Annotated in this window: 11 protein-coding genes and 4 pseudogenes; 4 read left to right on the top strand and 11 right to left on the bottom strand. The window is 41.5% G+C overall.

Annotated features, from left to right (window positions below; genetic code table 11):
- Positions 1-133 precede the first annotated feature (133 nt).
- Both PXH59_RS14855 and PXH59_RS14860 read right to left on the bottom strand, forming a co-directional pair.
- Positions 134-1,162, bottom strand: a complete 1,029-nt coding sequence (locus tag PXH59_RS14855) for a TPM domain-containing protein (protein ID WP_047771537.1) — start codon at positions 1,160-1,162, stop codon at positions 134-136.
- A 115-nt stretch (positions 1,163-1,277) separates the two neighbouring features.
- Positions 1,278-2,690, bottom strand: a complete 1,413-nt coding sequence (locus PXH59_RS14860) for an MFS transporter (RefSeq protein WP_285808971.1) — start codon at positions 2,688-2,690, stop codon at positions 1,278-1,280.
- 94 nt (positions 2,691-2,784) lie between these two features.
- On the opposite strand from PXH59_RS14860, the gene PXH59_RS14865 reads away from it, so the two are divergent.
- Complete coding sequence (locus tag PXH59_RS14865; RefSeq protein ID WP_285808972.1) at positions 2,785-3,444, top strand: helix-turn-helix transcriptional regulator; 660 nt, start codon at positions 2,785-2,787, stop codon at positions 3,442-3,444.
- A gap of 93 nt (positions 3,445-3,537) precedes the next feature.
- Here PXH59_RS14865 and PXH59_RS14870 read toward each other — a convergent pair whose 3' ends face one another.
- The gene (locus PXH59_RS14870; RefSeq protein WP_285808973.1) at positions 3,538-5,187 is read right to left on the bottom strand and encodes an LTA synthase family protein; all 1,650 of its coding nucleotides are present in this window, start codon (positions 5,185-5,187) and stop codon (positions 3,538-3,540) included.
- A 391-nt stretch (positions 5,188-5,578) separates the two neighbouring features.
- Between PXH59_RS14870 and PXH59_RS14875 the strand changes: the two are divergent.
- The 3 genes and pseudogenes from PXH59_RS14875 to PXH59_RS14880 all read left to right on the top strand — a co-directional run.
- Positions 5,579-6,832 (top strand): annotated as a pseudogene (locus tag PXH59_RS14875) (DUF7400 domain-containing protein); the annotation flags it as partial.
- A gap of 61 nt (positions 6,833-6,893) precedes the next feature.
- Positions 6,894-7,040, top strand: a pseudogene (locus tag PXH59_RS20275) (DUF7403 domain-containing protein); the annotation flags it as partial.
- Between the two features lie 30 nt (positions 7,041-7,070).
- The gene (locus PXH59_RS14880) at positions 7,071-7,652 is read left to right on the top strand and encodes a plasmid pRiA4b ORF-3 family protein (RefSeq protein WP_285808975.1); all 582 of its coding nucleotides are present in this window, start codon (positions 7,071-7,073) and stop codon (positions 7,650-7,652) included.
- Between the two features lie 264 nt (positions 7,653-7,916).
- On the opposite strand, the pseudogene PXH59_RS14885 reads toward PXH59_RS14880, so the two are convergent.
- From PXH59_RS14885 to PXH59_RS14920, 8 genes and pseudogenes are all read right to left on the bottom strand, one after another.
- Positions 7,917-8,492 (bottom strand): annotated as a pseudogene (locus PXH59_RS14885) (4Fe-4S dicluster domain-containing protein); the annotation flags it as partial.
- A gap of 12 nt (positions 8,493-8,504) precedes the next feature.
- Positions 8,505-8,941: pseudogene (locus PXH59_RS14890) on the bottom strand (molybdopterin dinucleotide binding domain-containing protein); the annotation flags it as partial.
- Positions 8,942-9,073: 132 nt separating this feature from the next.
- Positions 9,074-9,955 carry a DUF6282 family protein gene (locus PXH59_RS14895; RefSeq protein ID WP_285808976.1) on the bottom strand — a complete coding sequence of 294 codons (882 nt, stop codon included), beginning with the start codon at positions 9,953-9,955 and terminating at the stop codon, positions 9,074-9,076.
- A complete protein-coding gene (locus PXH59_RS14900; RefSeq protein ID WP_285808977.1) occupies positions 9,952-10,626 on the bottom strand; it encodes an RraA family protein in 675 nt (224 codons plus the stop codon). Before PXH59_RS14900 ends, PXH59_RS14895 begins: the two co-directional genes overlap by 4 nt.
- 62 nt (positions 10,627-10,688) lie before the next feature.
- Positions 10,689-12,305 (bottom strand): isocitrate/isopropylmalate dehydrogenase family protein, encoded by a 1,617-nt coding sequence (locus tag PXH59_RS14905; protein ID WP_285808979.1) that lies wholly within the window; start codon positions 12,303-12,305, stop codon positions 10,689-10,691.
- Positions 12,302-13,057, bottom strand: a complete 756-nt coding sequence (locus PXH59_RS14910; protein ID WP_285808980.1) for an alpha/beta hydrolase — start codon at positions 13,055-13,057, stop codon at positions 12,302-12,304. Before PXH59_RS14910 ends, PXH59_RS14905 begins: the two co-directional genes overlap by 4 nt.
- A complete protein-coding gene (locus PXH59_RS14915; protein WP_285808981.1) occupies positions 13,054-13,992 on the bottom strand; it encodes a hydroxymethylglutaryl-CoA lyase-like TIM-barrel protein in 939 nt (312 codons plus the stop codon). Before PXH59_RS14915 ends, PXH59_RS14910 begins: the two co-directional genes overlap by 4 nt.
- Positions 13,985-15,196 carry a multidrug effflux MFS transporter gene (locus tag PXH59_RS14920; RefSeq protein ID WP_285808982.1) on the bottom strand — a complete coding sequence of 404 codons (1,212 nt, stop codon included), beginning with the start codon at positions 15,194-15,196 and terminating at the stop codon, positions 13,985-13,987. Before PXH59_RS14920 ends, PXH59_RS14915 begins: the two co-directional genes overlap by 8 nt.
- Positions 15,197-15,358: the final 162 nt, after the last annotated feature.

Raw genomic sequence — 15,358 nt, forward strand, 5'->3', positions numbered from 1 at the left:
TAATTTCCACTTGGTATTTTTATTAATCCGCCCGCAATATTTAATTCTGGGTAATCAGTTATATTCCCAAAATACAAAATAATTCAATTTCATTATTATTGATAACAATGAATTTATTGATATTAAAAAACAATTACCAATCGCCTGAAGCTCCACCACCGCTACTGCCGCCGCCACCACCGGAAAAATTATCATCATCGTTACGATCAGAACTACAGCCACCAAACAAGCCACCAAAAAGGCTGCCGAATAGGCTTTTCAATAATGACACCACGGACGAGATCAGAAAAAATACCAGAATCACGGGTAACAGGATAATAAGCAGATAAAACTCTGCCGGAATGGTAGAAAATAACCCAATAAAGTTCAGTACATAGGTTCCTACAGCGATAGTCAGGGCACTCTTGAGAAAACGCTTAAACCAATGCCCTGTGCGAAAAACTTTTAGTGGCAGTAAGATTATACTCACCAACCAAAAACCCAGTAGCATAAAGATGTCTTTACCGGATATCTTGTTGAATGCGCCATCGCCTTCTTCAAAAGCCTGAACAATCTTCGCCGTTTCTTTCTGTGCTTCCGCTTGTTCGGATTTTTTCAGCCATGTACCAATTGAATCAATTGCCTTGCTAATCCCCTGATAATAATCATCTTCTTTGAAAGCCGGTTTCACATTCTGCAACAAAATGAGTGTAACCTTGCCATCGGATAATTTACGATCTAAACCCGAGCCAACTGCAATACGCATTTTATGGTCATCAGAAGCGATCACAAACAAGATGCCATCATTGCGTTCTTTACTACCTAACTTCCATTTATCAAATACACGGGAAGTAAATTCCTCAACAGTATCACTTCCCGTCGTCGGGATAATCAGGACTGCCATCTGTACTTTTTCTTCCGATTGCAGTTTTTTCAGTTGGCGGGTCAGGCCCTGACGCTCTTCTTTCGTTAGAACTTTAGATATATCTGTCACACGCTTGCTTAATGCAGGAATATCAACAGTTGTTGTTTCTTGTTTTATCTCTCTGGCTGATACGTTGCCCATCCCGATGAGCAATAAAAACAGTATAAAAAATTGTTTCATTATCAATGAATAACTGCGTTTCGGCTCTATCATTCGGGTACGACAACCATCCTTCGGCATAGGGGAAATAACTAACATCAAATATCCTTAGCTCTTATTTATGGAATCAATCATCACTATTATATGAATATCCTCCATTGCACATCATGAAAAAAACGGCATTATTTTTTCGATAATGCCGTTGATAATAAATTTATTCCCCGACTTTAATTTTTGCTGATTTATACGCGGTCAATAATGCCAATACGGGTGCGATAGAGAAGAGCAGAAATAACCAATAGGAAGCAGCAGCAGCGCCCTCCACACCACCGGGCTGATAAAACCCAAATATATTGGTGACCATCCCTGCCAGTGCGGAACCGAATGCGGTGGCAAATAGCTGAACGGTAGTAATGGATGAACCGGCGATGTTTTTATCCGCATCACGGGAAGCCTGTAAAATGAGAGTCAAAAGATGAGGCCAGCCGAATCCAACCCCGAAGCCAAACACCCCCAATCCCAGGATTATCGGTAGTATAATCTGCCACTCCCCTGCCGACTGAGATGGCAACAACACAAGCAACACCAACATGCCAACCAACATAAAGACTGGACCACTGACAATTGCAAACCGCATCTTTGTCCCTTGCCAGCTAGCACTGAGCATTTCTCCTATAGTCCAACCCATTGCAGCAGAAGCAACCATGTAACCAGAAGCCAAAGGGGATTGCCCATGCAGAATTTGCAAAAAATAGGGAATAAAAACATCCCCCGATAAACCCACTATCAATAGAAATAGGGTAGTGAATAAAACCAAATGAGGAGAACGTAAACTTAGGGAATTTTCAGGCAATAACCTGACTGAGGTTCGGCGCTCATAGATGATCAATAAAAAGATTAAGATTACAGCCGCAACAATGCCGAAAATGTTGAACCGAATATCCGGTGACAAACTGCCTGAAGAAACCGCCAGTACCGCCGCTGACAATAGGATCAATTGCACAATGGGCAATGCTGTTTTGGTTTTATTCTGTGCCTCTGTTTTAGGTAAAATAAGGTAGGTAAATACGGCATAACATAGAGTAATGGGAAGCATAATGCCAAATGCGTAACGCCACGCATCCATTTCAGCAAAAACACCGCCAATGGCTGGCCCGATTAAAGTCGCTATTCCCCACATCCCCGAAACCAACGCTATAGCTCGCGGCCAAAGTGATTGAGCAAATACAAGATTAATCATCAAATAGGAAAGGGCAAACAAAAATCCCCCGCCCAGGCCCTGAATAGTTCTGCCAACCAGCATCACGTCCATTGTCGGTGCAAGAGTACAGAGTAAGCTGCCGATAAAAAAAACCAGTGATGCAACCAGATAAGCATTTCTTGCGCCCAAGGCACCCAACAATCTCGCAGAAAGAACGGAACCAATAATCGATGCCACGACAAACAATGTCGTATTCCAGGCATAGAGGTTCAATCCGCCAATATCATTGACGACAGAAGGCAGAATAGTAATCGCAATTAAGGTATTCATTGCCATCAATACCACGCCCAGTGAAAGTGCTATCGCACTTGGCGCATTTTTGCTGGAAAACAGATCTCTCCAGCGGTTTTCCTCAGTCATTATCATAATTTTTGCCCTGAACACAGGTTGAGTTGTGAAATGTCTTACGCTAAATTAAACAAGATAAATCTTGGAATAAATTAATGTCGGGATCAACAATATGTCAAGCGATGACTTGGAAAATAGTACAATCGTAGGGCAAACCGTGAGTGATAAGCTATTAATGCTGTTAAAAACTCAAGGTGCCTTACAAGCCTCTGATGCCGGCAAATTATTGGGAACGACTGGAGAAGCCGCCCGCCAACAGTTTGTGAAAATGGCTAAAGAGGGATTAGTTGAAGCAAAATCAGAAACGAGAGGAGTTGGGCGTCCAGTACAGCTCTGGCATATCACAGAGAAAGGTCATGCCAAATTTCCTGATGCTCACGCAGAGTTAACAACCCAACTGATCTCGATTATCCGTAATCAGTTGGGTGAAGATGCGATGGATTTGATTATCAGCGCCCGTGAAAAAGAGGCTTTTTCCAACTATAAAAAGGCGATGGAGGGTGCGACTGGATTACAGGAGAAGGTTGAGCGTCTGGTTTCGATTCGCTGCCAAGAAGGTTATATGGCTCATTATTCTGTTGAAGAAAATGGCGCTATTTTGTTTTTTGAAAACCATTGCCCAATTTGTGCCGCTGCCAAGTTGTGTCAGGGCTTTTGTCGGACAGAGCTGAAACTGTTTCGGGAGATCCTGCAAGCCAATGTGGAAAGAACCGAATATATCCTTAGTGGTCACCGACGCTGTGCTTATCGCATCACCGCCGCCCATTCTTAATAAACGGAGGCTTCACGAATAGCGCCCATATCGTCGCAGTATATCGATAACACATCCCTTCTGTCAGCGACATCACCGACAGAAGGGATAACATTATTCCTTACCTGCTGCTTCCAACTGCTGGTAAATATAATGCTTATAACTCTCTACCAGTGCACTATCCTGACAATCATTCAAAGCACCATGACATAAATGACGCATGATCATATTTGCTTGGTAAAACGCGGGCGCTGACAGACGGGCACGTTCCAGAATGATTCCGCCGAGGAAGGAGATATCCGTCAGTTTACCCGTTGTTATTGACGCTCCCTGTTTCAGGTTATCCCGCAACGTAAACTGAGTCACATGTGCTGGATCAGGTAGCGGAGAAGTGTAGTGCTCAAAATTGATGTTTGGTTGATGATCACCAAAATAGAGGAAAACGGTAGGCTTGTCGCGCTTGGCAACGAATTCACTGAAATCCCTGATGGCAGGATCAGAGACCACGATTTTTTCCATGTAATGGCTAAACTTACCTGTCGCTGTTGCAGAATCAACGTTGCCAGCCAAGCCATAATCATCATGATGACTCTCTTCATAAGGACCATGTTCATACATGGTGAGAGAGAAAATAAAAATCGGCTTGTCTGTTTCCTTAGCCAGGAGGGTTTTCACATAAGACAACATATCTTGTGTCGGGATTTTCCACAAATTCTCATCCATGTCAGCGGGATAGCCTAACTCCTGTGGTTGGATAATGCGATCAACACCCAGTGTCTTGTAAGCATGTCCCGCATGGTAAGCAGACTTATTAAACGGTGTCAGAACAACCGTGTAATAGCCGTTATCTTTCATTGCACGGAACAGGCTGTTTTTCAGGTGATCAACGACAAAATAAAACACCGCATTTTTACGTGAACCAAAATCATCCGTATTCAATCCGGTTAAAACGGAGAATTCAGATAACCAGGTTCCGCCACCAAAGGTTTGTACCCTTAATGGACTTTGGGCACTGACACCCGCATCACGCCGGAACATGTAAAGATCGGGCAACTGCACATTGGCAGGTAATTGGTAAATATGGGGATTGACAGTAGACTCTTGCAGCAATACAACCACATCGGGTTTCACCTCTGACTGAGGTTCAGGCAACGTCACCTGTTTCGCCTGTTGCAAGAAATAATCAGCAGATGAGCCAAATTTCGGTGGCTGATATTGCGCATCCGAGGCAGACATCACCATATTAGTCACCGTTCCCCGCCCCTTCGGTAATTCCTCTTGCCATTGAGCATGATAGGCACTAACTGTGAGATTGATACCCCAGGCACTCACGACCATCAAAACGATACTGGCGAAGCGCCATTTGATCCCACGCGCAGAAGGGACTATTTTCCAGCTCAATATCATGTTGAATATCAACCAGATAAGCATAGCCACTACAGCGATCCCTGCCAGCCAATAGTGGCGCAAAGTCTCCTGATTTGATGGATCTAACATCACATTCAAATCAGAAAACATCAATTGTTCTTTGTAGTAATGGATTTTTATCTGGTTGAGGAATTTTAGGATGATAAATAAAGTGCCAGTGAACACTGCCGAAAATAACCAGCGCGCTGAAACTAAAAAAGCCAGGCCAAAGAGGATGCCGAATACGCCGACAGACACCAGTGCAGGATAAATATCTCCACCTTTCTCCAACACTAATATCAAGGAAGCAATCAACAACAATCCAAGATAAATCCTCGAGATTATCTTCTTTTTCATACTCTATCGAATTCCACACATGAGTTCAGTTTGCCAACCCGATGAAAAATAGCACAGATTGTCAAAGATACTATAAATAAAATGGTGACTGCTCCCGCTCTATCGGGCAAGGCTGCGGCTTGTGCGACAAATGTCTTGCTGAGAATGACCAGGAAGCTCATCCAATGCCATCTCCAGCGGAGAATGGCATTGCCAGACCCTATCGATTTCAAGTTACAGACCCCAAAGCAGCAACCCGGAAATAACAGAGATAAATTTCAACACAAACTTACTGCCTTCACAAAAATTCAGGTTAGACTATTGAATAATCGCAAAGGGGAATGGTGGATATGACAGCGTGATAACCAGCACTCTTCTTGGTTGAAATATCGATATATTGAAGAGGTTGATAATGAAATTAACACCTGAAAAATTGCTATCTGCAATAGAAAAATATGCCCATACTCCCGAGAAACAGCGCACCTTAACGCCAAAGCAGATACGGTGGTTTTCCGATCCAGAAAACGTCTTCTTGTTGATTAGCCTGGTGCTAGCGCTGCCTAAGGAAGCGATGACGGAGATAGGGGATAGCATTAACCATTGGCTTGAAGTTGCCATCGCAGAACTTGCATTAACAGCAAATAAATTGCCGGCTGAGGCCAAACAGCAGCTTGAAGAAGTTATTGAACAAATTTTGGTTTATACCAAAGAAAAATTCGAGATTAATAGTGAATGCGTATTATTATGTGTATCAATCCTGAAAAGAAATCAGTTTCATATCAAAACTGACATCACTGGGCTACTGGATGCCCCTCAATATCCTGATAACACCAACATAGCGACTTTCCCTAAAAAATCCTTAAACTTAAATCAACTGTTTAAACAGTTTGAAATTCATTCTGGCATTGAATTTATTGACTTTTTTGAAAGCGGGCTTTCCGTCGTGCCCCATGAAGCCTTACCTCATCTATTGTCGGAAGTCGCCAAGCATTCATGGGGTATAGATGCCCTGCTATTACTCACCCAATACTTTGAAGAACCCATTGCCCTTGCCTGTGTGCAAGCATTGGACGATTGCCCTTCCTCTGCATGGGAAAATTTATCCTACCTGCAACTTGTCAATCTGTGTGCACGGTTTAACCGCCATCCAGCCATTCACACCTGTTTTAAGCGCTGGAAAAAAAAGGCGATGTCGCACCACAAGAAGGCGCGGGAAACAGCGAAGATACACGAATTATATGTTACTCACGTTGATGGAAATGACTGTGCCAGCATGATGATGACAATCACACTGGATGGTCAGGAATATCAAACGAATATGATGCTGGATTTTAAATCTGGTATCCGCGAGAGCTTACTGAATATTGCTCCTGAGAGTACAATCCCCGAACTGATTGAAGAGTTGGGCAATAATGAAGCTTATGTTGACTTTACTCCGGTCTCCCCTGACTGGCTGCAACAGATTTTACCGTGGATACTTTCAGTTCAACAAAATAAAAACACACCGCTCGATCTCACCTCACTTTATTGGTTGTCACAACTTCCCGTCGAATGGACACAGCCAGAAGCATTTGAACTTGAACACTGGAGCCAGCAGTTCGATTACCAGGTTAATCCGAAACGACAGGATCAACATCGCCTTGGCATCACCATGGGTTCATCATTAATACTGTCTTGGCTGGCACCGGAAGAATGCTTGTTGACGGCGAAAAAAACCCAAGGATTTATTGAAGCTCTATTATTATGCAAACCGCGAGCTGTTTATTGGACGCCTGACTTATTCCGCTGCAATCGAACAATACAGATTGCCACCACAAGCGCCATACCTGGTAGAGCAATATTTAGATTTGGCTTATGCCCTGAGAGACCCTGCGTTAAATCGCAAGAGATTTGCTTTATTTGATATGTTGGCTGAACTCAGTTTTGAATATTTCTATATGGAGCAAGAAGAAGAGATTGAACCGCAAGGTTTGGTTCTCAAAGTGAGTTTATTTGATGCAACGCCAGCCATATGGCGCCGGATCCGTGTCAGCAATCAGCTAACACTCAGTGAATTTCATGATGTGATACAAACTGCCATGGGTTGGGAAAATGCTCATCTATTCAGTTTTGGTTTTGCAGGAATCGACATTCCAGAAGAACATTATGACCAAATGCGCATCGGTGCATTTCTGGAGGAAGTTGGGGATGAATTCAACTACCAATATGACTTTGGCGATGATTGGTTCCATCAAATAACAGTAGAGAAAGTTCTGCCAAAAGATATTATCCAGCCGGAGGTGACCGCAGGTAATGGCATGTGTCCGGCAGAAGATTCTGGTGGCATTTGGAATTGGAACTATTTACTCAAATTGAGAAAAAAGAAACACCTGACTGAAGATGAAGCAGAACAATTAGAGCTTGTGGGATTATCCCCGAATGAATCACTCGAGCCTTTTGATAAACAGCAGGTTAATAAGAAGCTCAAGGCATTTATCAATCACTAAAAGTCACTAAACCGGAGGAGAAAACGGCCTCCGGTTTCCTTCACCTTGCAGAGAACGGCGATAGCCGTTTTCGAATACTCAGCCCTAAACTCACTCTTTCCCTTTTTACTGCTCTTGTTGTTTCACCATTTCACGATACCAACGGGGATGATGTTTTTTCGCCCAGCCACGTGTGCCCCAACCTTCTACCATGGCCTGCACTGATCCCTTCACCCAAAACGTCGTATAAGCATGGACGATAATTGTCAAAATAAGACCAATCTCCGCCAGCGCTTTCATATCCTGCTTGCTACCGAAATGAATTGCACCGGTTGGACACGTTTTCACACAGACCGGTTCTTGTCCTACACCAACTAGATCAACGAACAAAGTACATTTGTAGGCGCGATTATCCTCTTTGTTGATGCGCGGTACATTGAATGGACAGCCAGCACTGCAATAGCCACAGCCAATGCAGTGCTCTGACTGAAAATCAACGATGCCATTGGCATATTAAATAATCGCGCCTTCCGCCGGACAGGCTTTCAGGCAACCCAGATCGGCACAGTGCATATAACCATCCTTGCGGATCAACCATTCCAGTTTGCCATGCTCCTCCACCTCTGGAAATCGCATCACTGTCCATGACTTCGCTGTCAAGTCAGCCGGATTATCATAAACGCCAACGTTGTGCCCAACTTCATCACGAATGTCGTTCCATTCTGAACACGCCACCTGACACGCTTTGCAGCCAATACAGGTTGTCACATCGATCAGTTTAGTCACTTCTTGCTGATGATCCCGCACACGAATGAATGGGGGGGCAGAGCGACGAATGATGTCCTGGGATTGCAATGACATAATTTTTCTCCCTTACACCTTTTCCACATTAACCAGAAATGCCTTGAATTCCGGCGTCTGTGTATTGGCATCACCGACAAACGGCGTCAGGGTATTTGCAAGAAACCCTTTCTTCGCCGCCCCTTCAAAGCTCCAGTGAATCGGAATACCGATGGCATCCACTTCACGGCCGTGAACCTTCAAGGTACGAATGCGCTTCGTCACCACCGCTTTGGCCTTAATATAACCACGACTGGAACTCACTTTGACGGTATCGCCCTGTTTGATGCCTTTTTCTGCCGCCAACCGTTCACCAATTTCCACAAACTGCTCTGGTTGGGCAATGGCGTTGAGCAATGCGTGTTTTGTCCAGAAATGGAATGCTCAGTCAAGCGGTACGTGGTGCCTACGTAAGGGAATTTATCGGCTTTATCCAAAGCCTCAAAATCGCTCTTGAACACGCCGGAGGCGGAGTTGAGAATTATTATAATTTATTGAAAATAAAAAATTTATAACCTTATCTTTCTTTTATACTCCTTTTAATGCCCCTAAGTTTTTTTGCTTGCTTTTACTTTTATGTTTGATGATGGCTTATCCTAGCTCTAATCAGGAGCCAACATACGCAACGGATTAAGTAAGAATATGTCTCGGATATGTGACTCACTAAGGCCTGCCATTTTAAACCAACATTTGCTGTCACTCAGCCATTTCTCAATATCCGGCTGCACAGGCTGACCAAGATCAGAACTATAAACCACATTATTTACTTCTGATAATACCTCAAAAAAATCGTCAGTTGTTTGATAACCGAGATAAATGGTCAGCGCTGTTTGCTCCACATAAAGCCACTCATGCTCACCCAGCGCCTTAAGGTCTTTCGCCTTTAGTCCCGTTATCGGACTAGCTGGTTGGTTAAGCATAAACTTACAACCACCTGCGGCAGTAATCGTATCAATAAGTTGCATAACTTCATAACAAGAGGCATGACCAGATGACAGCACAACATTATATTGTTGCGCAAAACGAATCAATTCATGAATTTCTTTACGTACTCGTCCGTTGCTATCGACAACAGACGAATATTGCTGAGCAAATGTGTGAGCAGCAGCATTTGCCCAAGCACGTTTCATTACACTTTTATGATTTGTCGGAACAATAGTTGGTAAATGAACTAATAATCTAGGAGCTTCATCAAACTGATATTGACTTAGTGCTTGGATTACTGAGTTGATCGCCATTCCTCCAGCCGTTGCATTCAATACCACCGAACCAAAAACGGGAAGTCCTTCTTCTTGGGCCAGTGACGATAAAGCAGTAACACTTCCCAAATGACTTTTGAGTACAATTCCTCCATTTTGTCGTGCGTATTCTCTTCCTGCTTCGAGTACATTATACCTACGAATATAACTATCGGGGCGGGCATGATAATGAACATCCAGAAAGCGAAGTCTTTTCTCCCAATATTCTATAAACTCTTGATTCATAAGTCATATTTCCAAGGTACGGCATATCCTAATTTTTCACGAGCGGAAACCAAATCTTCTCCATTGGTTATTGCCTCAATGATGGCTTGTTCAGTTTTTTCAACATTTTCAGCACGTTCGATAACTGTTAGTAAATGCTGCTGTGGGATGACTAACGCACCATTATCATCAGCAAAGACCCAATCTCCAGGAGATACAACTACATCATCAATTTTCAGAGGACATTGCACTTCTGCAACCTTGGCTCGATTTTTTCCGGATACCATATAAATTCCTGTTGTAAATAAGGGGTATGCCAGCCTACGGACTTCCGACAAATCTCGTGCTGATCCATAAATTACAGAACCTGCAATTCCTTTTTGTATAGCCTTAAATGTCAAGATATTGCCCCAACTGGTACAATCCGTGCGCCCTTGGTTATCAACCACCACTATGTGTCCAGCAGGTACTTCATCAATATAGTTTCCAGCATTAAGAAATTTTCCCTGCTCTGGAATGATAGGCTCATAACGTACAGTAAAAGCTGGACCCACTATTTTAATTCCAGAGTTGCGTGGCACAATCCCAGCTAATCCTGCGGGAATATGCAGACTATCCATTGCATCCGATATAGCTGCACTATCGAGTGCCATTAAACGTTCTTTGATTTGCTCAATTTGTGTAATTTGCATTAGGTTTTCTCCTTGGGTACACGGGCATACATGAAACTCCCTATGGCAATTTCATTCTCATGTTAGTCACTGGAGGAAATAGAGTGCTTTTCTGACAACATTAGCTGCATCTGGAAAGGGGGATCAGATAATACAACTATTTTACTGCCATCCACATTCAGGCTAAAACCAGGTGTTGTCCCTACAACATTGGGTATAACTTCTGCACTGGTTGGAAACATTGCTTGAAATTGATATGAGGAGTCAGGATATATTCCTAATTTTTTCAATTGTTGCTGTATTCCTACCCAGATATTGTCACGTATCTCTAGAGACTGCCCTGCTATTCTAGCTATAGCCTCACGGATTTTATCATCAGGGGTAAGGCCAAGGCCGCCGCACACTACGATGAGAGCATCTTGTCCCAACCTACGAATGACTGCTGTAGCAATTTGATGAATATCATCAGAACAAACCTGTTGTTGTTTTACCTTATAACCTTGCTTTAGGAGATAGCGGCTAATATCCTGAAGGTTAGTATTAGTATGTTGCCCGCTCAGTAATTCATCACCAACCGAAATAATCGATGCCGACTTGTTGGTACACTTTTCGTCTAGAGTATTAATAATAGCTTGTGCCATTTGTTGGGTTGTTGCATTTCCCCCTAGATCATAAGTTACAGTTTTCCCTACACGTATTACATTGTCCACTGCACGATTAATTTTCATGGCGGCATTAATAAAACCAAGATTTTCCAATAGCAAAGCTATTGTATAAAACATAGCTGCTGGATTAGCTTTATTTTTACCGGCCATGCTAGGTGCACTACCATGGACAGGTTCAAAGTATGCAATATCACTACCAATATTGGCGCTAGGAGCTAAACCAAGCCCTCCCATTACGCCAGCAGCCAGATCAGACAAAATATCACCGAACATATTTTCAGCAACAATCACACCAAATTCATGTGGCTTTTTTACTAACCACAATGCTACTGCGTCTACATTATGAATATCTGCTTGTATCTCTGGATAACGAGCAGCAACCGTATCAAAAATAACTTTTGCAAAATGCCCACTTTCCCGCATAACATTCGGTTTATCAGCAAAAGTTACGCGTGTGTAATTATTTTCCTGTGCATACTCGAAGGCAGTGGTAAACAAACGCTCCAGACCAAAACGTGTTTGTAAGCGGACTGACCATGCTGCCTCTTCAGGGCCATATTTGTCTATATTAGGATGTGTTAACCAAGTCGCTGCAATAGCAGGAATTCCTTTAAAATCGAATCCCGCATATAATCCCTCTGTATTTTCTCTAATAACACAACAGCGAAAGGGTTTACGCTCTCCTTCTATATAACGTATTGGCCGAATATTTGCGTATAAGCCCAAACGTTGACGTAATTGGATAACGGGTGATACATAATTTCCCACTTTTCCACGAAGATACAATGGCAACGCCTGTTGTGCTTCTTCTTTGCCTTTACTAGTAATGGCACCGAGCAATACAGCATCAACTGAACCTATTTGTTCCCAAGTACTTTCAGGTACAGGATTACCTTCTCTTTCCCAACAAGCCCAACCAATATCGCCAATTGTCAATGTCACAGGAAGATCTAACGCTTTAAAAACAGGAAGAGCAGCATCACATACTTCTTGGCCAATACCATCTCCAGGTAAAACAAGAATTTTTTTGTTCATAAGATTTTGAGCCAATCGTTAATTACATCGTTAATAAATTCAGGTTGATCGTTCCAAGGTCGCATTCCTGCTCCCTCAGCTACAACAAAACAGTGCATAAGATTAGGACTGACAACTTGATTACGTACAGTAGCCAACTGTGAACATCCACCAACTATACTCAGAAATTTTCCTTTATAATTGCACAGTGCTGTTCTTGCATCGAATTGTAGCAACAATGAAAACCCCATTATCAAACGCTTTTGTGCAATACCTTTTAAATGATTCGGGATAGCGGATACCGAGGGAAGTGGCGTTCCTCCTTTAGGAATAACAAAGTCATGCAATAATGAAATGGCTTCATCCAACTGACTTTTTTTCAGTAAAATTATTAGTTGTCCTAACTTATCGCTCAGTAATATATCTGCATATCCAGGACCACTGATTGAAATCACTCCCGTAATCGTCTTTAAGCGTGGTGCAAGTAACTGCACCAGAGTACCTGCCATAGCAAATCCAATAAGAAGATAGGGCTTAGAAAAACGTTGAGTTAACTCAAACTCAATAGTGTTAATAAAACAGTCAGGATCAATTAAATCAGGATTCACGTGGTTAATTAAGAATAATGTATCAATAATAGATACTCGATATCCCATTTTCTCTAATAATAAGACCAATGGTGCGCAAAAATTACCATGATCCCATAGCGGCATCACTGGAGAGAGAATTACCGCATCAGGACTAAAATGCCCGGCATTACTATGCTGCATCATGCCGTTATTTCCTTCAAAGACTTAACAATCTGAAACGCATAATTAATACCACATCGTAACCCTTCTTCGAGAGCTGTTTTATTTTCCACACTCAGATTGTACATTCCCATGATTACATCAATAAGCTCGCGTTTAGATGCAGCAAAAAAGTGATGGGATTGCAGTTCATTAAGTTGATTAAATACGTGTTCAAGATCGTATTGTTTAGTATCTTGACTCAAATTGAGAAATGATAACCAGCTTTCCAAATTGAGATTTCCAGCTCCTTTCCCCATTCCTGATAAAGAGCTATCAATAAAACTGGCTCCAGACTTCATAGCTTCAATACTATTCGCGGTAGCAAGTCCTAAATTGTCATGGGGATGAAAACCCAATTGCAATTGAGTAGCAGATTTTAGCTTATAAAATAACTGCGATACTTGTTCTGGGAATAAGCTGCCATTTGAGTCCGCTAAGTAAATGATATTAGCACCAGCATGTTCACATTGTTTGGTAATCTCAATAACTTTATTGATAGAAAGCTGGCTTACCCGAATAAAATTGATACTAACCGCCATTCCAATGGACTGCGCAGTTTCACATAATGCCAAACATGGCTGCGGATTGTCAGTCTTGATACATAGTCTAAGTAAACTAATACCATTCGCCTTCATTGCATGAATATCATGAACATTAATATTGTGTGGGTGTGCAATAACGACCAACTTTGCCTTAGGCACCATTTGATGAATATCACTAATGTAACTGTCTGGGGATATACCTGTTAGGCCAATATTTGGTATAGGTTTAAAAGAACCATTACGATAACCAATTTCGAACCACTCCACACCACCTTTGAGCAATGTCTTAACATGATTTATCGCGTATTCTTTTGTAAAATTAAAATTATTCAGATATCCACCATCCCGTAGTGTTACATCTATATTGTTAACCATTTTTATTCCTTCTTAATTTAACTTTTATTTCTTTATCACCAATTAAATAAATTGAACTGCCGATAAGAGTAATAATGGTGATAATCATTGCCACTTTCATGGGATCATGGTGAGATATATAACCGATAAGGAGTGATGCTAATCCTGCACTGCCCAATTGTAATGTTCCCATCACACCAGAAGCAGTTCCTGCAACTTGTGCATTCGTAGCGATTGCCGATGCCGTACCAAGTGGTAGTAAAAAACCATTGCCGAAAGTCAATATTGCTATTGTTATCACTGAGGTTAACAATGGAAAAGGACTTAAAAACATTTGTATTGTGAAAGCAATTCCTCCAACAGTAAAGAATATATAACCACGGGAGATCGTTTTTCTCAAACTTCGTTGACGGCTTAATTTCTTAGCTGTCATATTACCTAATACATAACTCAAAGAGAGTGTGATATAAGTGTAGCCAATATATTTCTCTGGTAATCCCATAGTTGTAAGAATAAAAGGTGATTCTATCAAATAAGAAAAGTATGCGGCATAAGCAAAACAAGGTATTGCTGCATAGTAGAGAAACTCTTTATTTATTAGTACGTAATAAGTATTGTTAAATACACTCCTAACATTCAATTTTTGACGTTTCTCTACAGGTAATGATTCTTTTAATACCAGTAAACTCAATATAAGCGTGACTGCTATAAATAAAGTCAGAAATAAGAAACAAGCTTTCCAGCCATAATGTTCATTAAGTACTCCGCCGATCATTGGTGCGACTGCTGGTGACATTCCAACAAAAGGAAAAATGATTAGATACAAGCTCGCAGCCTCTTCCTTCTCCATTAAATCATTAATGATGGCACGACTTAATGTAATACCGGTGCAAGCTCCTATTCCTTGAAATAAACGCAATAGCAACAATTCACTAATATGTGTGCTGTAGAAAATACAAATAGTAGAAATCAACCATATAATAATCCCCGAAAGGAGAATTTTTTTTCTTCCTAAACAATCACTCAATGGACCATAAATAAGTTGAGAAAAGGCTATAGCAAATAAAAATATAGCTATCGCACTTTGTACATTAGATTCACTAACGTTGTAATAATCCCCCATTTCACTTAAAGCAGGAAGAAATATATCTGATGAGATCAATCCTCCCATAGAAAGAAAAGCCATTAATACAATAAATAATAAAGAATAAGTTTTGTTTTTCATAAACAACTAGTCAACTGATATGAGAATAAGTGTTATATTAGAATGAAATAATCATAAAAAAAATAAACAGTCATTCAACGTGAATTAAATACATCAAAAACAACATACAAAATCAGAATGACATTCTATACTTTAAATTAAATAACACTGTAATAATATTCT

Origin of the sequence: Xenorhabdus bakwenae, assembly GCF_030272115.1 — a bacterium.
In the GTDB taxonomy this organism is placed as follows: Bacteria; Pseudomonadota; Gammaproteobacteria; order Enterobacterales; family Enterobacteriaceae; genus Xenorhabdus; species Xenorhabdus bakwenae.